The organism is Aquabacter albus (genome assembly GCF_040049275.1).
GTDB lineage: Bacteria > Pseudomonadota > Alphaproteobacteria > Rhizobiales > Xanthobacteraceae > Aquabacter.
This window is the reverse complement of the sequence record NZ_JBDZDT010000008.1, coordinates 216,011-232,730: the sequence shown is the minus strand read 5'-3', so window position 1 is coordinate 232,730 and position 16,720 is coordinate 216,011. Positions and strand designations below refer to the sequence as shown.

The 16,720-nt window shown below is 65.9% G+C and carries 16 protein-coding genes; 8 read left to right on the top strand and 8 right to left on the bottom strand.

The features are described from left to right. Nucleotides 1–15: 15 nt before the first annotated feature. Complete coding sequence (locus ABLE91_RS21295) at nucleotides 16–930, bottom strand: LysR family transcriptional regulator (RefSeq protein WP_348934092.1); 915 nt, start codon at nucleotides 928–930, stop codon at nucleotides 16–18. A gap of 114 nt (nucleotides 931–1,044) precedes the next feature. Between ABLE91_RS21295 and ABLE91_RS21290 the strand changes: the two genes are divergently transcribed. Both ABLE91_RS21290 and ABLE91_RS21285 read left to right on the top strand, forming a co-directional pair. Continuing rightward, on the top strand, nucleotides 1,045–1,839 hold the full coding sequence (locus ABLE91_RS21290) for a type 1 glutamine amidotransferase domain-containing protein (protein ID WP_348934090.1): 795 nt from the start codon (nucleotides 1,045–1,047) through the stop codon (nucleotides 1,837–1,839). Between the two features lie 56 nt (nucleotides 1,840–1,895). Next, nucleotides 1,896–2,909, top strand: coding sequence for an aldo/keto reductase (locus ABLE91_RS21285; RefSeq protein WP_348934088.1), 1,014 nt, complete (start codon nucleotides 1,896–1,898; stop codon nucleotides 2,907–2,909). A 79-nt stretch (nucleotides 2,910–2,988) separates the two neighbouring features. Here the strand turns inward: ABLE91_RS21285 and ABLE91_RS21280 are convergent, their stop codons facing one another. The 3 genes from ABLE91_RS21280 to ABLE91_RS21270 all read right to left on the bottom strand — a co-directional run bounded on the left by ABLE91_RS21280 (nucleotide 2,989) and on the right by ABLE91_RS21270 (nucleotide 6,278). Next, on the bottom strand, nucleotides 2,989–3,474 hold the full coding sequence (locus tag ABLE91_RS21280) for a DUF1269 domain-containing protein (RefSeq protein ID WP_348934087.1): 486 nt from the start codon (nucleotides 3,472–3,474) through the stop codon (nucleotides 2,989–2,991). A 262-nt stretch (nucleotides 3,475–3,736) separates the two neighbouring features. Beyond that, nucleotides 3,737–4,054 carry a heme-degrading protein HmuQ gene (gene hmuQ / locus ABLE91_RS21275; protein WP_348934085.1) on the bottom strand — a complete coding sequence of 106 codons (318 nt, stop codon included), beginning with the start codon at nucleotides 4,052–4,054 and terminating at the stop codon, nucleotides 3,737–3,739. Nucleotides 4,055–4,091: 37 nt separating this feature from the next. Then, nucleotides 4,092–6,278 (bottom strand): TonB-dependent hemoglobin/transferrin/lactoferrin family receptor, encoded by a 2,187-nt coding sequence (locus ABLE91_RS21270; protein WP_348934084.1) that lies wholly within the window; start codon nucleotides 6,276–6,278, stop codon nucleotides 4,092–4,094. A gap of 396 nt (nucleotides 6,279–6,674) precedes the next feature. On the opposite strand from ABLE91_RS21270, the gene ABLE91_RS21265 reads away from it, so the two are divergent. The 3 genes from ABLE91_RS21265 to ABLE91_RS21255 are packed head-to-tail and all read left to right on the top strand — an operon-like array spanning nucleotide 6,675 to nucleotide 9,373. Next, nucleotides 6,675–7,508 (top strand): heme/hemin ABC transporter substrate-binding protein, encoded by an 834-nt coding sequence (locus ABLE91_RS21265; protein WP_348934082.1) that lies wholly within the window; start codon nucleotides 6,675–6,677, stop codon nucleotides 7,506–7,508. Then, the gene (locus ABLE91_RS21260; protein WP_348934080.1) at nucleotides 7,508–8,587 is read left to right on the top strand and encodes a FecCD family ABC transporter permease; all 1,080 of its coding nucleotides are present in this window, start codon (nucleotides 7,508–7,510) and stop codon (nucleotides 8,585–8,587) included. The genes ABLE91_RS21265 and ABLE91_RS21260 overlap by 1 nt, the downstream gene beginning before the upstream one ends. A gap of 3 nt (nucleotides 8,588–8,590) precedes the next feature. Continuing rightward, a complete protein-coding gene (locus ABLE91_RS21255; RefSeq protein ID WP_348934078.1) occupies nucleotides 8,591–9,373 on the top strand; it encodes a heme ABC transporter ATP-binding protein in 783 nt (260 codons plus the stop codon). Nucleotides 9,374–9,383: 10 nt separating this feature from the next. Here the strand turns inward: ABLE91_RS21255 and ABLE91_RS21250 are convergent, their stop codons facing one another. From ABLE91_RS21250 to ABLE91_RS21235, 4 genes are all read right to left on the bottom strand, one after another. Then, a complete protein-coding gene (locus ABLE91_RS21250; protein WP_348934076.1) occupies nucleotides 9,384–10,931 on the bottom strand; it encodes a serine hydrolase in 1,548 nt (515 codons plus the stop codon). 105 nt (nucleotides 10,932–11,036) lie between these two features. Beyond that, on the bottom strand, nucleotides 11,037–12,077 hold the full coding sequence (locus ABLE91_RS21245) for an alpha/beta fold hydrolase (RefSeq protein ID WP_348934074.1): 1,041 nt from the start codon (nucleotides 12,075–12,077) through the stop codon (nucleotides 11,037–11,039). Nucleotides 12,078–12,197: 120 nt separating this feature from the next. Continuing rightward, the gene (locus tag ABLE91_RS21240; protein ID WP_348934072.1) at nucleotides 12,198–13,379 is read right to left on the bottom strand and encodes a thiolase family protein; all 1,182 of its coding nucleotides are present in this window, start codon (nucleotides 13,377–13,379) and stop codon (nucleotides 12,198–12,200) included. Between the two features lie 15 nt (nucleotides 13,380–13,394). After that, entirely contained in the window at nucleotides 13,395–13,844 is a 450-nt protein-coding gene (locus ABLE91_RS21235; protein WP_348934070.1) for a winged helix-turn-helix transcriptional regulator, read from the bottom strand. A gap of 94 nt (nucleotides 13,845–13,938) precedes the next feature. Here ABLE91_RS21235 and ABLE91_RS21230 point away from each other — a divergent pair, with 94 nt between their 5' ends. From ABLE91_RS21230 to ABLE91_RS21220, 3 genes are all read left to right on the top strand, one after another. Further along, on the top strand, nucleotides 13,939–14,748 hold the full coding sequence (locus tag ABLE91_RS21230; RefSeq protein WP_348934068.1) for an SDR family NAD(P)-dependent oxidoreductase: 810 nt from the start codon (nucleotides 13,939–13,941) through the stop codon (nucleotides 14,746–14,748). Between the two features lie 27 nt (nucleotides 14,749–14,775). After that, on the top strand, nucleotides 14,776–15,696 hold the full coding sequence (locus tag ABLE91_RS21225; RefSeq protein ID WP_348934066.1) for a ketopantoate reductase family protein: 921 nt from the start codon (nucleotides 14,776–14,778) through the stop codon (nucleotides 15,694–15,696). A 90-nt stretch (nucleotides 15,697–15,786) separates the two neighbouring features. Next, nucleotides 15,787–16,671: a LysR family transcriptional regulator gene (locus ABLE91_RS21220; RefSeq protein WP_348934064.1), complete on the top strand. Its 885-nt coding sequence runs from the start codon at nucleotides 15,787–15,789 to the stop codon at nucleotides 16,669–16,671. Nucleotides 16,672–16,720 lie beyond the last annotated feature (49 nt).

Sequence of the window (16,720 nt, the reverse complement as noted above, 5' to 3'; positions counted from 1 at the left end):
ATTGAAAACCGACCCTCACGGCGCCCCGTCGCCCGCCACCTCGCGCGCGACCTCCCCGATCAGGGAGCGGAGCCAGCGATGGGCCGGATCGTGGCGATAGCGGACGTGCCAGGCCATCTCCACCGGAAAAGTGCCGAGGTCGACGGGCGCCGGCACGATTTGCAAGCGCGTGTCATGGGCGAGGCGGCGACAGATGAGGCGTGGCAGCGTCGCGCAAAAATCCGTAACGGCGACCATCTCCGGAACCGCGAGGAAATGCGTCACCGAGACGGCGACCTCCCGCCGGAGCCCTTGCCGCTCCAGCGCCTGGAAGAGGCCGACGCGCAGCCGGCCGGGCGGCAGCACGTTCACATGCTTGAGGCTCTCATATTGCGCGCGCGTCATCGCGCCCGATACCTGCGGATGGCCGGCGCGCACGACACAGGTGAGCCCGTCATCCATGAGGTGCTGCACGACGAGGTTATCAGGCGCATCGATGATGCGGCCCAGCACCATGGCAGTCGTGCCGGAGATGACACCCGTCTCCGCGAGATCGCTGCCGAAGGGGACGAGGCGAAGCTTGATTCCCGGGGCCACCGCGCGAAGCTTGGCGACGAGTGCCGGCACCAGCGCGAACTCGACGTAGCTGTTGGGCGCGATGGTCACCAGCCGCTCGGCCTGAGCCGGATCGAAATCCTGCTGGCGGAGGACCACCTCGTCGATCTTCGCCAGCGCCTCGGCGATCACCGGCGCCAGTTCCTGGGCGAGCGGCGTCGGCTGGATGCCGTAGCGCTCCCGGATGAAAAGGGGATCGCGCATCACGACCCGAAGGCGGGCCAGCGCGTTCGAAAGAGCGGGCTGGGTGATCCCCAGCCGCTCGGCGGCGCGGGACACGTTGCGTTCCTCCATCAGTGTGATGAAGACCGGCAGGAGATTGAGATCGTACCGCATGAGTTATAATGTTAGATGAATATCTAAAATAAAAATAATAAATTTCAGGAATATATCGCGTGGGCGCATGGTGAGCCTGTCCGAAGGGGACAATCCCTTCCAACGGAGGCTCACATGAGCAAGGGAAAGGTTCTCGTGATTGGTTCGAATGCCACCCGGATCGAGATCCAGGGCGGTGGCTGGGGCGCGACCGGTCAATACCTCAATGAGACTGTCGTGCCCGCCATGGCGGTGATCCAGGCGGGCTATGAGGTGGTGCTCGCCACCCCGAACGGCACCAAGCCGCATATCGACGCGGCGTCGGATTCAGCCCAGCATTTTGAGGACGAGGCGGCCTACCGCCGCGCCAAGGCGTTCTTCGCCGAGGATCCCTCGATGAACGAAGTGCGTACGCTGCGCGCCGTGATCGAGGAGGGGCTGGACGCCTATGCCGGCGTGTTCGTGCCCGGCGGGCAGGCCCCTGTGGTGGACCTGATGCAGGACGCAGACATGGGCGAGATCCTGCGCCACTTCCATGATCGGGCGAAGCCCACGGCGCTGCTCTGCCATGGCCCGATCGCGGTCGTCTCGGCGATGCCGCACGTGCGCGAGTTCCGTTCGGCCATGATCGCCGGCGCTGCCGAAAAGGCGGTCGAATGGGCCAGGGGATGGCAGTATGCCGGGTACAAGATGACCGTGTTCTCCAACACTGAAGAGAAGGTCGTCGAGGATCACATCCTCCACGCCAAGCTCTATTTCAACATGGTCGATGCACTTAAGGTCGCCGGCGGCGATGTGAGCACCACCACGGTCGATTTCGAGCCGAACGTGATCGAGGATCGCGAGTTGATCACCGGCCAGAACCCGCGGTCGGATCATCCGCTGGCGGCCAGGCTCGTGGGGGCGCTGAACCGCTCGATCGCAGCGTAAGCCGATGGGGCGCGCGCACTGCGCCGCTTCGCAAACCCGGAACAGAGGACAGGACAATGGCACTCAAGAATATTCTCCCGGGCAAGCTCGGCTTCGGCGCCGCGCCGCTCGGCAATATGTTCCGCGACATTCCCGAGGCGGAGGCCCGCGCGACCGTGGAGGCCGCCTGGAACGACGGCATCCGCTATTTCGACAACGCGCCCTTCTACGGCGCGGGCCTCGCGGAAATTCGCATGGGCGAGGCGCTCGCCGGCAAGCCGCGCGAAGAGTACGTCATCAGCACCAAGGTCGGCCGCGTCATTCTCGATGAGGTCGAGGATGTGAGCGCCCGCGATCTCGGCGAGAAGGGCGATGTCTTCAAGCACGGCCGCCCGAACAAGATCGTGAATGACTATTCGGCGGACGCGACGCTCCGCTCCATCGAGGACAGCCTGAAGCGCCTCGGGACAGACCATATCGAGATCGCCTGGGTCCACGACGTGGCACAGGATTTCTACGGTGACGAATGGCTGGCCATGTTCGAGAGCGCGCGCAAGGGCGCCTTCAAGGCTCTCGATCGCTTGCGCGACGAGGGCGTGATCAAAGCCTGGGGCCTCGGCGTCAACCGCGTCGAGCCCATTGAATTGCTGCTCGGCCTCGAAGAGCCCCGTCCGGACGGCTTCCTCCTCGCGGGCCGCTACACCCTGCTCGACCATGACCGCGCGCTTCAGCGCGTGATGCCCATGGTGGCGGAACGGGGCCTCGGCATCGTCGTGGGCGGCCCCTACAGTTCCGGGGCGCTCGTCGGCGGCCCGAATTTCGAATACGCGCCGGCCACACCCGCCATCCTCGCCAAGGTGGCGCGCATCAAGGCCATCGCCGACCGCCACGGCATTAGCATGAAGGCGGCGGGACTTCAGTTTTCGCTCGCCAATCCGGCGGTTGCGGCCGTGATCCCGGGGGCCAGCCAACCGAGCCGCATCGCGGAGGACCGAGCCGCCCTGGAGGAAAAGGTGCCCGCCGATTTCTGGCGCGAGCTGCGCGAGGCAGGTCTCGTGAACCGGGAGGCTCCGCTGCCCGTCAACGATTGATCGGCGGCTGGACGGGTTCGGATGTCGGAACATTGGGCCCCGGCCTATGCGGCCGGGGCGTTGGCCGAGACCAGCGAACTCAAGCGCCCCTGAGCGCAGCCTGGAGCTTCTCTTCCTGCTCGTTGGAAAGGTTGGTGCGAAGCACGGTGCCGCCGAACTGCGCCATGTCGGCGACCACCTTGTCCGCGGTCACCTTGCGAATGAGGACGCACAACGCCGCCTGCCCGTTGCCGAGCGCCGAGCTCGCATCTCTGATGAAGTCATCATTGATGCCCGTATCCGTGAACTTGCCCGCGATCGCGCCGGCGCCGGCGCCCACCGCCATGCCGATCAGCGGATTGAGGAACAAGAGCCCGACGAGGCCACCCCAGAGGCTGCCGGACGCCGCGCCGGCGAGCGTCGTGTTGATCATCTGGTGCAGCTTGATCGTGCCGTCCTCCTGCCGCACGGCGATGACGGCATCACCCAGCTCGATCAGGTATTCCCGCTGGAGCTTGAGAAGCTCCTGCCGTGCCGCCTCCGCCTTCTGTTCGGAATCGTATGCAATTATGACGAGATCGGCCATTGTACGCTCCAGACTGTGTGGGGAAGCCCCAATATATTCCTAAGCCGGGGCGAGACAAACTTGTCCATATTTGCAACGGCCATTTGACGACGATCTCTATCGCCTCATCTTTTGTCCCGTTCGTCCGCCATGGTTAAAATGCCTTCCGCACCGCGAAGTGCTTCATATCGGCGATGGGCACCCAAAAGATACAGGCGCTGGATGAGATACGGGAGACGAAATGTGCGAATGGGGCGAAAACCTTGCCCCCTCCGGCATCCGCTTAGGAAGCTGTCAGGGACAGCACAGATTCAAAACCTTCGAACTCTGGTGGCCCGATATAATTCACCTTGTTCGTGCCGGCATTGCGGTGAGCGTCGCGGAACGCGTCCGATTTCGTCCAGTCCTCGAATGCGGTTTTGGTCTGCCAGTGCGTGTGAGACGAATAGAGAATGTGATCGTCTCGAAGCGGCCCCTTCAGCAGGTTGAACGCCACGAAGCCCGGAACCCTCGAAAGGTAGCTGTCGCGCTCGCGCCAGACGCGCTCGAACTCGGCCTGCGAATCCAGCTTCACCTTGAAGCGGTTCATTGCGATGTACATGGGCGTTCTCTTTCCTGAGAGAGGTGGCTTTCCCGGCTCACTTGGCAGCAAGGGTGGTGGGCGAGAGTGCCGAGAGGTATCCGTCGCCGAACTTGATGGTGAGCGAGCCCTTGAAGGTGATGCCGGCGCTCGGCAGGAACTGCTGGTACTGCGTGTACTGCTCGTTCAGCAGGTTCTCGACGGAGAACGAGGCGAGCGCGTTCTCGCTCGGCGCGTAACCGAGATAGAGGCTGACCAGGTTGAAGGCGGGGGTGGGGTCATAGACGGCGCCCACCGGCAGGTCCTCCATGGCCGCCACGGCGACCCAGCGGACCGAGGCGGTCAGCTTGTTGTCCCAGAGCCGTACGCCGAGGGTGGTGGCGATATTGTCCGGCATCACCGAGGAAAGGGGCTGCCCGTTCGACGTGTTCTCGCCGTTGGTGATGGTGCCGTTCACGCCGACGAACCACAGCCCGGTGTCATACATGCTCTCCAGCTCGAAGCCGGTGAGCTTGGCGGATGAGATGTTCTGATACTGCGCATAGGCCGTGGTGCCGAACCGGGTGCGGCCATACTGCACCAGCTCGATATAGTCGGAGACGTCGTTGCGGTAGACATTGGCCTTGAGGCGGATCTTGTCCCCCTTCACGAACAGGTCGTCATATTTGATGTTGACGCCGATTTCCTTGTTCTTGCCCACCTCCGGCGCAAGGTCCGGATTGGGCATGAAGCAGAACGTGCCGAAGCTGCCATCCGGGCAGGTGACGATGGGAATGGCCGGCGGGTGGGCGCCCGACACCAGGGTCTCGGTCACGGTCGGCGCGCGGAACGCCTCCGCATAAGTGGCATAGACCGTGAACCAGGAGAAGGGCGTGATGCCCACGGTGGCCTTGGGCGAGACGCGGCTGTCGCTGTTGGAGGTGCCCTCGCCGTTCAGCGAGTAGCTGTCATAGCGTACGGCGGCGATGGCTTCGAGCCAGGAGGAATAATTGCCCTGCCACTGAACGAACGCGCCCCCCACATTGCGCTCGCCGCTGGGATTATAGCCGTCGCCGAAGCCGTAATTGTCGATGTTGCTCACATCGTCGTGGAAATACTCGCCGCCGAGCGTCACCGCGTTGCGCACGCCCCCAACATCGAAGCGCGAGGTGTTGTTTGCATCAAAGCCGGTGGTGTCGATGGTGAAGGTGCGGGGATTGCCTATGGCGCCCGTAATGGTGCTCGGCGTTCCCGCGACCTTCACCTGGTCTTGCTGCACGCGGTTCCAGTAGACGTTGCTGCGCCAGCTGAAGAGATTGTCGCCGGGGTTGTCGTAATTGTAGCTGGCCGTGAGCGTCTGATTGATCACCTGCGTGCCGTACTGGGTGAGGGTCGGCGTCGGGACGTCGTTGCTCGTCGTGTAGGTTGAATTGTAGTTCAGCCCCGTCAGCTTGATCTCGTGGAAATCCGCCGGCCGGAACGTGGCCTTGGCGATGCCCGTCCAGGTGTCGTAGGCGGTGCCGGGCACGTCATCGCCATTGCCGTCCACATAGTCGCTCGCCTTGCGATAGGTGCCGCCCCAGAAGAGGTCCACATTCTGGCCGATGTGTGCCGCGCCGAAGGCTGAGCCGAAGCCCATGGGGCCGTTGCTGCCGATCTCGCCGGTGCCCTCGACCCCCCAGGTCTGTCCGGGCTTCAGGATGTCATCGACGTCCTTGGTGCGGAAGGTGACCACGCCGCCGATGGCGCCGGAACCGTAGATGTTGGACGCCGGGCCACGGAACACATCCACGCCGGCAAGCAATGCCGGCTCCAGGAAGAACGAGCCGGCGGCGTTGGCATGCCCGAGCTGCGTGAAATTCTGACGGGCCCCGTCCACGAACACCGCCACGCGGCCGAAGTCCTGAAGGCCACGGATGTTGATGGACGTCTGCTGGCTGTTGCCGTTCTGGATCGCGGTGACGCCCGACATTCCGAGGAAGAGGTCGGACGTCTGATCTGCCATGAGCAGCTGGAAATCCTCCGGGCGCAGCACGCTGACGGCGCCCAGGGTGTCGACAGTCTTGATCCCCGTGAGGGTGGAGACGACCGTGATGGAATCCAGCGAGATTTCATCCGTTTGGGCGGGCGGCGCGGCAGCGCCGGGCATGGTCTGGGCCTCGGCCGTCGTGACAAGCCCGGCAAGAAGCGCGGCGCCTGCCACGCCGGATAGCAGAACAGGGCGGAATCGCGGGCGCACGCCACCCTTCGCCGGAACGCGTGTCATTCCAAGCCTCCAAAGAATTGAATTGCCCGGCTAACGCCAGCAAAAGGCCTGGCTGGGCCCAGCGCGATTGGGGCGCCGTTCCCTTACGGCCTAGGCTGTGGCCACACATCAGGTCAAGTTGATTAGCTCTAATCTTGCATTGAACTCCAATGAGTGACATTGAATCCTCAGTTTAATCAGCCGATTGGCGCGGGGTTTTTATTGTAAAAATTCCAAAGTCGGTGAATCGGAATGCTAAAATACATGGATATGCGACCCACGATCAGGGATGCGAATCACAGAATCATGATCTATTGGCTTTCTAGGTGCATTCTTACGATAGTTCTGGGTCTTTCATCATCAGTATTGGCGCAGGAACGCCCTGCGCGCACAGTGGTTGACGCCGCGGGGCGCAGCGTGAGCGTCGCCGACACCAGCCGGATCGTTTCCATCGGCGGTTCCGTCACCGAAATCCTGTTTGCCATGGGCCTTGGGGGCCGTGTGATCGCCGTGGATCAGACCAGCGTCTACCCGGCGGCAGCTCGCGCATTGCCCAATGTGGGCTATTCCCGCACCCTCGCGCCGGAGGGGGTCCTCTCCACGGGACCCTCTCTCATCCTCGCCATAGAAGGCTCCGGCCCGCGCGCGACGCTGGATGTGCTGGAGAACGCCTCGGTGCCCGTGGTGATCATTCCCGACGCCCGCACGCCTGATGGGGTGATCCGGAAGATCGAGGCCGTGGCTAAGGCCGTGGGAGAGGAAGAGGCCGGCCGGCGGCTGGCAGTGGCGGTCCGCGAGGACTTCGAAGCGGTGAAGGCCGGTGTCGCGAACCTGCAGGAGCGGCCCCGTGCTGTGTTCGTCCTCTCCGCAGCGTCCGGAACGGCGGTGGTCGGAGGCAGCGACACGACCGCCGATGCGATGCTGGCCCTCGCCGGGGCCGAGAACCCCATGGCCTCCATCAAGGGATACAAGCCGGCCGTGGACGAAGCCGCCTTCACCGCCGACCCCAGGGCCCTCGTGGTCATGAGCGGGGGCGGGCAGGCGCTGACGGCGGACCTTCTCTTCTCGCTCCCGGCGTTCAGGGGTACGGCAGCGGCGCAGGACAAGCGCCTCATCGTCCTGCCCGGCTCCTACCTGCTTAGCTTCGGGCCGCGCACCCCGCGGGCCGTGCGTGATCTGGCGCTGGCCTTGCGGCCCGGAGCCCAGATGCCTCCGCTGCCGCCGCGCGCCTTCGCCTCGGAACCGAACTGATGCGCGCTCCGTCCCACGCAGGCGGCAGCGGCGCCCGCCTCTCGCCCCTTTCCGGCCTTGCAGTCATCGCGCTTCTGGCGCTCGCCATGTTCCTGGCGGCCCTTTGCCTTGGCCCGGTGAGTATCGCGCCGCAGCGGGTCTTCCAGGTCATCCTCGATGCCCTCGCCGGCGTGCCCTCCGGCAATGGCTACGGGGTGCGTGAGCGCGTGGTGGTGCTGGATGTGCGCCTGCCGCGCGCGGTGCTCGGCGCCCTGGTGGGCGCAGGCACGGCGGTCGCCGGAGCCATCATGCAGGGCGTGTTTCGCAATCCCCTCGCCGATCCCGGGCTTATCGGTGTCGCGCCTGGCGCGGCCTTCGCAGCGGTCGGCTTCATCGTGCTCGGGGGCAGCCTCTCGCTCGCCTTGCCGCCGTTTCTTCAAGCCATGACGCTCGCCTTCACCGCGTTTGCAGGAGGGCTCGTCACCACGCTGCTCATCGGCCGTCTCGCCATGCGGGAAGGATACACGTCCATCGCGACCCTCCTGTTTGCGGGCCTCGCGATCGGCGCCCTGGCGAGCGCCGGGACCGGGGTCCTGATCTTCATGGCGACGGAGCAGCAGTCGCGGGAATTCCTGTTCTGGACCATGGGCAGCCTCGGCGGCGCCACATGGCTGAAGGCGGGGCTTGCTGCCCCGTTCGTCCTCGCCATGCTTGCCGCCGGCCCGGTGCTCGCCAGAGGGCTCGATGCCCTGGCCCTGGGGGAGGCGGAGGCATTTCACCTGGGCATCCGGGTGGAGCGCCTGAAACGGGCGGCAATCATAGCGGTGGCCGGTGGCGTGGGCGCGTCGGTGGCGGCGTGCGGGGTCATCGGCTTCGTCGGGCTCGTGGTGCCGCACCTCGTCCGGCTGTCATTGGGGCCGGGACACCGCATCCTGCTGCCCGCCTCCTCCTTGCTCGGCGCCGCGGTGCTGCTGGCAGCGGACATCGCGGCGCGCCTTCTTGCGGCGCCCGCCGAGTTGCCGCTCGGCGTCGTGACCGCACTGGTGGGCGCGCCCTTCTTCCTCTGGCTGCTGATGCAGCGTCGCACGGCGCTCGGGTGAGACATGTACGAAGTCCGCGATATCACTGTCCGGCGTGCCGGCAAGGCGCTCCTGTCCCATGTCAGCATCACCCTGGCGCCTGGACAGGTCATCGTGGTGGTGGGGCCGAACGGAGCGGGAAAGTCCACCCTTCTCAAGGTGCTCGCAGGCGAGATGGCGCCCGATGAGGGCACGGTGCTTCTGGATGGCGCGCCGCTGAAGACCCTGCCGCCGGCGGTGCTGGCGCGCCGGCGCGCCGTGCTGCCGCAACAGACGGACGTCGCCTTCCCCTTCTCCGTGGCGGAGGTGGTCGGGCTCGGCCTGATGGGCGGCAAGGCGGCGCTGCCGCTTATCGAGGGTCTGCTCGAACGCGTGGACCTGTCGGGCTTCGCCGCCCGGCGGTTCGATTCCCTCTCGGGCGGCGAGCGCCAGCGCACCCACCTCGCCCGCGTGCTGGCGCAGCTGGAGACAGGCGCGGGCGATGCGCCCCGCTTCCTTCTGCTGGACGAGCCGACCGCAAGCCTCGACCTCGCGCACCAGCTCCTCGTCCTGCGCATCGCCCGCGATCATGTACGGCGTGGGGGCGGCGTGTTCGCCGTGCTTCACGACCTCAATCTCGCGGCCATGGCGGCCGACCATCTCGTGGTGCTGAAGCACGGCAGGCTGCTCTTTCAGGGCACGCCGGAAGAGGTGCTCACGGATACCACGCTGTCCGAAGCATTCGATGTCCGAACCCGGGTAAACGCGGTTCCCTCAGGGCCGTTTGTGCTGCCCCAAACGGTTCATGACGCCGCGGCCAGGACGTGATCGCAGCCGCTCACTTGCGCCTGAACGCATATGGTTGATCTGCGACCGTAAGCTGAAGGACATTGAGCTTGCCGTCGCCATCCATCTGAAACTGTGCAAATCCCCTCGTCATGTAGTGCAGATCGGCGATCGGGCCGAACCGGCCGGCCGGCACGAGTTCGGCGGCAAAGACGTCGCCGTCCCAGGGCGCCAACCTGAATTTCGCGCCGGTCGCCAGTTCCAGGATCAGCGCATCTCCGTCCTTTTCCACTGTCGCCTCGCCCATGCTCGCATTCACGAACGTGCCGGTGAGAGGGGCAAGGGATGGTGGCGGGCGCGGGTTTGCGGGCCTGGCAAATGCGTTGGCGCTGGCCACGAATTGGGCCGTCTCTTCCGGGAGCTTGAGCATCACGTTGTCGACCTTGGGATTTCCCAGGATCTGGTCCAGCATCCACACGCCGAGCGCCGACGGGAAGCCCACATTGGTTTCGTTGGTGAGGATGATGACGCCGGCATTCCTGTCGGGCGCGAAGCCGACGAATGAGCTGTAGCTCAGCGCATCGCCATCATGCCAGATGATGCTGCCATTGGCGGTCTGAAAGACGTACCAGCCCATCGCATAGGACAGCGCATCGGTCAGTGCCACCTTCGGCATCCGGGTGACGGCGAGGTTCTCCGGCGAGACGATGCGGCGGCCTTCAAACGTCCCGCGCCCGAGCTGCAATCGCAGCCAGCGGGCCATATCTTCGATATTGGAGTTGATGTTGCCGGCCCCGGCGAGATTGTAGGGAAAGATCGGGGTCAGCGGGACCTCGACGGTGCCCGAAGGCGTCCAGCGGTGGCCGCTGGCATGATTGGGCGCGCTTTCGATCGCTTCGAACGTGGTGGTGGACGCCTTCATGCCGAGCGGGTCCAGCAGCTCCTTCTGGAGCACCACGCTCCAATCCGGCGCTCCGGCGGCCTGCGCCACTATGCGGCTGGCCAAGAGGTGCGTGACGTTGGTGTAGGCAAAACGGGTGCGAAAGCTCGACACGGGCTCCACATGGCGGAGCGAGGCGAGCAGCGCCGCCTCATCGAAGCCGGTCATGGCGAGCATGTCGTTGGCCAGGGGCGGCATACCGGTGCGCTGGGCCAGCAGGTCGAAGACACGGAACTCCCGCGTCACCCATGGATCCTTCATCTGGAACGCCGGATAAAGATCGGCGACGCGGTCGTCCCAATTGAGCTTGCCCCGGTCGGCCATGATGGCGAGGCTGGTCGCCAGAAACGCCTTCGTCGTTGAGCCGACCTGGAAGATGGTCTGCGCATCCACGGGCTGGCCACTGCTTTTGCTGCGCACGCCAAAGCCCTTCGCATAGACGAGCTTGTCGCCCGCAACGATGCCGATGGCGAGGCCGGGAACATCGAACGCCTTCATTCCGCGGGTCGCGTAGGCGTCCACTTCGGCGATCAGTGCCTGGGCGCGCTGCGTCGTCACGGCGTCGGACGTGGACGGGTCCGCTGCGAGTGCGGCTTGGCACAAGGGGAGGCTGGCCATGGTGAGGGACAAGATGGCCTTGAATGCTCGGTGCAGGGGCATGGAGGCAGCGTCCTTCTGCTTTGGCAGGCTTCACCCGGGCGAGGATGAAGGAGGTGGCAGGAGAGGGGGTGCAGGAGATGGGCGTGCAGGCCTGGGCGTTCAGCGTCAGGGAGCGAGGCTTGTCTTTCCGGCACGGACCGCATCACCCACCTGGATGATCGCGTCGCTGACCAGTTCGGGCTGCTCCCTATGGATTTCATGGCCGCTATTGGTTCTGGTGATGTGCCTCGCGCCCGGGACGAGCGCGGCCAGTCGCGCCTGGGCCTTCTCTTGCGCGGCGTCCGTAATGTAGCCGAAGTCGGGAGGCACGCCTGCCGGCAAGGTCCCATTGGCGATCAGTGCCGGAATCTGAGGACCCCAGGGCCGGTCGGCCGAGAGAACGACCAGCGGAAGCGGTTTCAATGGTGGCGCGGCGCGAACCTGATCGAAGCTGCGATCGGCATCGATCCGTTCCAGCGCAGGATAAAGGGCGACGCTTTCCGCGATCTCGCCTTCCATCAGCACGCGCTGGATCACCCATTGTTCCGGCGTCTCCGCTTCCTGAAGACCCTCACTGAGGGCATCGACGAGCACAAGGCCTGTGACATCCCGCGGATACATCCGCGCGTACAGCTTCGCGATCAGGCCGCCATAGGAATGGCCGACCAGCACATAGGGCGCAGGCGCGCGTGCCGCACCCAACAGGGCATGCAGATCCGCCACCGCGTCCGCCGCGGTGGTCGGCTGGCGCACCGGGTCGCTGCGGCTTGGCTGGTCGCCGACCGGCGTGCCCGGCCGATCGTAAGCACAGACCCTTGACACCTTGGCGACGCGCGCGAAGACGGAGGCCGCCTGACCCTCCAAGTTGGTCCAATCGTCGGCGGACGCCTTGAGGCCGGCCACGAGAACCACCGTCGGCCGCCCGGTGCCGCGGCAGGTCAGATACATCCTGCGGCCGCCGCCAATATCCATGAGGCCGGTGAAGTCTCCGCCGGTCGCGGCGGCACTGACGCCGTTAGTTTCGGCCGCGGCCGTCGGCACGGACAGATCCCCGCCGAGTGTGAAGGCGAGCAAAGCGAGGCTTGCCGTGCGGAGCGGCCCAACGCCCGGCCTCGAGACGAGGCGCGCCATCATGATGTGGAAACACCGCTGTGGCGCGACGCGCATGCCGGCCTCCATCAGGTCGGGGGACGAGGCAGCCTTGTTAGCATTTATGGCCGCGTCTCAGGTGCTCTTTTTCTTGCCCTCGCTGCTGTTCGAGCCGCGATCCGAGGCGCCGGGTGCCCGTCAGGCCGCTTCCAGCGCCAAGGCGATGCCCTGGCCGCCGCCGATGCACAAGGTCACGAGGCCCCGCCGGATGCCATCGCGGCGCATGGAATGGAGCAGGCGCGTTGTCAGCACCGCGCCCGTGGCGCCGATGGCGTGGCCATGGGCGATGGCGCCGCCCTCCACGTTCACGATGTCCTCGGGAAGCCCCAGCTCTTTCATCACCGCGAGCGGCACGGCGGCAAAGGCCTCGTTGATCTCAACCCGCTCCAGGTCCGCGATGGTCCATCCTGCCCGCTCCAGGGCCTGGCGTACGGCGGGAACCGGGCCGAGGCCGAAGAGCCCCGGCTCCACCGCGCCGATGCCGTAAGCCACGAGCCGGCCCAGGGGCTCGACGCCCGCGGCTTCGGCGAAGCCGCGCTCCGCCACCACCATCGCGGAGGCCGCGCTGTTGAGGCCCGGCGCGTTTCCGGCGGTGATGGTGCCATCCTTCCGGAAGGCGGGTTTCAGCTTGGCGAGGCCTTCCAGCGTCGTGTCCGGGCGTGGGGTCTCGTCGATCTCGAAGTGCTCCTCGCCCTTGCGGCCTTTGATGGTGACGGGGACGATCTCATCCTTGAACTTGCCGGCGTCGCGGGCCGCGCTGAAGCGGTGCTGCGAGCGCTCCGCCCAGCGGTCCTGAGCTTCGCGGGTCAGCTGCGACTGGGTGACGAGATCCTCCGTGTGCCAGCCGGAATGCTCGCCGGAGAACGCATCGTTGAGCCCGTCGCGCAACATGCTGTCGAGGATGGCGGCATCCCCCATGCGATAGCCCCAGCGCCCGCCGTCCACGAGATAGGGCGCGCGGTCCATATTCTCCATGCCGCCGGCGATTGCCGCATCGTTCAGGCCGAGCTCAATTTCCTGCGCCGCCGTGACGACAGCCTGGGCGCCCGAACCGCAGACACGGTTCACCGTATAGGCCGGCACGGAGACCGGCAGCCCGCCGCCGATGGCCGCCTGCCGGGCAGGGTTCATCTTGTTGCCGGCCTGGATCACGTTGCCCATGATCACAGCGCCGATGTGCTCCGGCGAAAGGCCTGACTTTTCCAGCGTGCCGCGGACGGCGACCGCGCCGAGATCGCTGGCGGGCGTGCCCTTCAGCGACCCGTTATAGGTCCCGATGGCGGTGCGCACCGGATGTGCGAGAATGATCTCTCTCTTCATGGCTGCCTCTTCAGTCTAGGAGTTGGGGGCCTCGGCCGCCGCCATGCGCAGCGGCCGGGTGCCGATGGGGATGCCGGTGGCGGCATCGATGGCGATGGGGCGGACCTCCGCGCCGGTCTCGGCGTCTATGAGGCGGTTCACATGGCCGCGACCATTGTGCTTGCGGCCCCATGCGCCGATCAGCGCCAGGACCGGCAGGAAATCGCGCCCCGCCTCGGTCAGCACATAGTCCGCGCGCGGCGGGTGGTCGCTGTAGCGGCGCGTTTCCAGAAGGCCCACCTCGGTCAGTGCCGCAAGGCGCCGGGCGAGAATGTTCGGAGCGATGCCGAGATTGCGCCGGAACTGGTCGAAGCGCGTCAGCCCCCGGCCAGCATCCCGCAGGATCAGCATGCTCCATGCATCACCCACGCAGGCGAGGCCGCGGGCCACAGGGCAGGTCTTCTGCGAAAGAACTCGATTGTCCATTGCAAAATGATAGTGACTTAGCTATCAAAATGAAAGTAACTATTTTCGTCGCAGTCGGATCCGCCCTTCTGGCGGGTCTGAGAGGAGACACATCATGAGCAAGGCCATCATCGGAACGGCCCTTATCACCGGCGCCTCGGGTGGGATCGGCGCCATCTATGCCGACCGCCTGGCCCGGCGCGGATACGACCTCATCCTCGTGGCGCGCACCGCGGAGCGGCTGGAGGAGAATGCCGCCCGCATCCGGGCGCAGACCGGGCGCACCGTGGACGTGATCGTCGCCGACCTCGCGGATCCTGCCGCCGTCTCAGGCGTGTCGGAGCGCCTGGAGCGGGACCCCGCCATCTCCCTGCTGGTCAACAATGCCGGCATCACCCTCAACGGCGGCATGTTCGACAACGCGCCGGAAGCGCTCGAACGGCTCATCGCCGTGAACGTCACCGCGCCCACACTTCTCGCCGCTGCCGCCGGACGGGCCTTCGCCGACCGCAAGACCGGGACGATCATCAATATCGGCTCGGTGGTGACGTTCATCCCGGAGACGTTCGAGGGCGTCTACAGCAGCTCGAAGGCCTACATCCTCAATCTCAGCCTCTCCCTGGCCGCCAAGCTGAAGGACGCCGACGTGCGCGTGCAGGCGGTCCTGCCTGGTGCCACCCGCACCGAGATCTGGACCCGCAGCGGGCATGATGTGGACAGCCTGCTGCCCGGCAAGGTCATGGATGCGGAGGATCTGGTGGACGCCGCCCTGGTCGGTCTCGACAAAGGGGAGCTGGTGACCATCCCTCCGCTGGAGGACGATGGCCTGTGGGACACGCTCGACGCGGCGCGCCTGGCACTCGGGCCGCATCTCTCGCAGCGTGACGTCGCTGCCCGCTATCGGCCGACGGCCAGCGCGGCCTGACGGCGCGCAGCGAAGGGAGGGAATGAGATGAAGCTCCTGGTGGTGGGCGCCGGCTCGGTCGGCGGATATTTTGGCGGCCGGCTGGCGCAGGCGGGGCGGGACGTCACCTTCCTTGCGCGCCCGGCCCGCGCGGCGCAGCTCCGTTCGCGCGGGCTGGAGATCGTCAGCCCCTATGGAGACGTGACGCTCCAGCCGAAAGTGGTGACGGCGGATGCCCTCGACGGACCTTATGATGCCATCATCCTCAGCGTGAAGGCCTATGCCCTCGACGCGGCGGTGGCGGACCTCGCCCCGGCGGTGGGGCCCGACACCATGATCCTTCCCGTCCTCAACGGGATGCGGCATGTGGATGTCCTCACCGCGCGCTTCGATGCCCATGCGGTGGCGGGCTGCGCCTGCAAGGTGGCGACCATCCTCGACGGGGAAGGGCGCATCATTCAACTCTCCAAGCTCCAGGATTTCGCCTATGGAGAGATGGACGGCACGCGCTCGGAGCGCATCGAGCGCCTGGACCAGACGCTGACCGGCGCGGGGTTCACGGCCCGCCTCTCGCCCGTCATCGCCCGCGAGATGTGGGAAAAATGGACCTTGCTGGCGGCGCTCGGCGGCATCACGTGCCTCATGCGGGGAAATATCGGGGAGATCGAGGCCGCTCCGGGCGGGCGCGACTTCAGCCTCGCCTTCCTGGACGAGGTGGTCTCCGTGATCTCGGCGGCGGGCGTGCCGCCGAGCGCGGAATTCTTGGCCATGGCCCGCGCGCAGCTGACGGAGAAGGGCTCGGCCTGGGCTTCATCCATGTATCGCGACCTTCAGAATGATCGCCCCGTGGAGGCCGACCAGATCCTCGGCGATCTCTCGGCGCGCGGCGCGAAGGCCGGCATCCCGACCCCGCTCATCTCCGCGTCCTATGCGAACCTCTCCATCTATGCGCAGGGCCTGAAAGCCTGACATCCGCCGCTCCCGCCATGCGGATTGCGGACGCGGGATAGTCCGGGGCACCATTGCGAACCGCGCCGGCGCGCGGGCGGAATGCGATGAATGCTCCATCATGACCTTCAATCCCTGCGCTTGTTCGTCGCCATCTGCGAGACGCGCAGCCTTTCGAAAGCCGCGGAGCGCATCAACATCGCCTTGTCCGCCGCGAGCCGCCGCCTGCGCCTGCTGGAAGAGGAGGCGGGCATGCCGCTGGTGCGGCGGCTGCCCCATGGCGTCGAGCCTACCATGGCCGGAATGACGGCCCTGGCCTATGCGGAATCCGTGCTCCATCTCGCCGACCGCTATGTGGCAGGGCTCGCCGACCACCTGACGGGCGCGCGGGGGACGGTGCGCGTCTCCGCTTCCTCCTCCGCCCTGGTGGCGGGGCTCGCCACTGACCTCGCAGCCTTTGCCCAGCGCCATCCCGATATCCGCATCGACCTCGACGAGCGTCCCACCGCCGACACCATCGATGCCGTCACCCGCAAGCAGGCGGACCTCGGCGTCATCGTGCGCGGGCAGGCGCTGGAAGGGCTCACCAGCTTTCCCTATTCGAAGGATAGGCTCGCCGTGGTCACGGTTCCCGGCCACCCTTTGGCGCAGCGCCGTTCGGTGCGGTTTTCCGAGCTGATGGACGAGGATTTCGTGGCGCTCGAGATCGGCACTGCTGTCAACCGCATGGTGGTGGAACGGGCGCGGGATCTCGGGCGCTATCTCAAGGTGCGTGTGCAGGTGCGTAGCTTCGAGGTCATGTGCCAGATGGTGCGCCACGGCCTCGGCATCGGCGTGCTTCCCGAGGCCGCGCTCCGGCCCCTGGTCACTGCCCTCGACCTCACTCTGGTGCACCTGGACGAGCCTTGGGCCATCCGCGAGATCGATATCTGCGTGCGGGAGAATGAGGAGCTATCAGGCACAACACAGAAGCTGCTGGACGAACTGCGAAAGTGATTTCTCCTTTTTAGATATCAGTATCCGCCCTTTTCTAATTCCACGAAGA

Excerpts from the sequence above, each read along its gene's own strand:
- ABLE91_RS21285 (WP_348934088.1), top strand. The coding sequence starts at position 1,896 with ATGGCACTCAAGAATATTCTCCCGGGCAAGCTCGGCTTCGGCGCCGCG.
- ABLE91_RS21220 (WP_348934064.1), top strand. The coding sequence starts at position 15,787 with ATGCTCCATCATGACCTTCAATCCCTGCGCTTGTTCGTCGCCATCTGC.
- ABLE91_RS21280 (WP_348934087.1), bottom strand. The coding sequence starts at position 3,474 with ATGGCCGATCTCGTCATAATTGCATACGATTCCGAACAGAAGGCGGAG.
- ABLE91_RS21245 (WP_348934074.1), bottom strand. The coding sequence starts at position 12,077 with ATGCGCGTCGCGCCACAGCGGTGTTTCCACATCATGATGGCGCGCCTC.
- ABLE91_RS21230 (WP_348934068.1), top strand. The coding sequence starts at position 13,939 with ATGAGCAAGGCCATCATCGGAACGGCCCTTATCACCGGCGCCTCGGGT.
- hmuQ (WP_348934085.1), bottom strand. The coding sequence starts at position 4,054 with ATGTACATCGCAATGAACCGCTTCAAGGTGAAGCTGGATTCGCAGGCC.
- ABLE91_RS21295 (WP_348934092.1), bottom strand. The coding sequence starts at position 930 with ATGCGGTACGATCTCAATCTCCTGCCGGTCTTCATCACACTGATGGAG.
- ABLE91_RS21250 (WP_348934076.1), bottom strand. The coding sequence starts at position 10,931 with ATGCCCCTGCACCGAGCATTCAAGGCCATCTTGTCCCTCACCATGGCC.
- ABLE91_RS21260 (WP_348934080.1), top strand. The coding sequence starts at position 7,508 with ATGCGCGCTCCGTCCCACGCAGGCGGCAGCGGCGCCCGCCTCTCGCCC.
- ABLE91_RS21255 (WP_348934078.1), top strand. The coding sequence starts at position 8,591 with ATGTACGAAGTCCGCGATATCACTGTCCGGCGTGCCGGCAAGGCGCTC.
- ABLE91_RS21225 (WP_348934066.1), top strand. The coding sequence starts at position 14,776 with ATGAAGCTCCTGGTGGTGGGCGCCGGCTCGGTCGGCGGATATTTTGGC.
- ABLE91_RS21270 (WP_348934084.1), bottom strand. The coding sequence starts at position 6,278 with ATGACACGCGTTCCGGCGAAGGGTGGCGTGCGCCCGCGATTCCGCCCT.
- ABLE91_RS21290 (WP_348934090.1), top strand. The coding sequence starts at position 1,045 with ATGAGCAAGGGAAAGGTTCTCGTGATTGGTTCGAATGCCACCCGGATC.
- ABLE91_RS21240 (WP_348934072.1), bottom strand. The coding sequence starts at position 13,379 with ATGAAGAGAGAGATCATTCTCGCACATCCGGTGCGCACCGCCATCGGG.
- ABLE91_RS21235 (WP_348934070.1), bottom strand. The coding sequence starts at position 13,844 with ATGGACAATCGAGTTCTTTCGCAGAAGACCTGCCCTGTGGCCCGCGGC.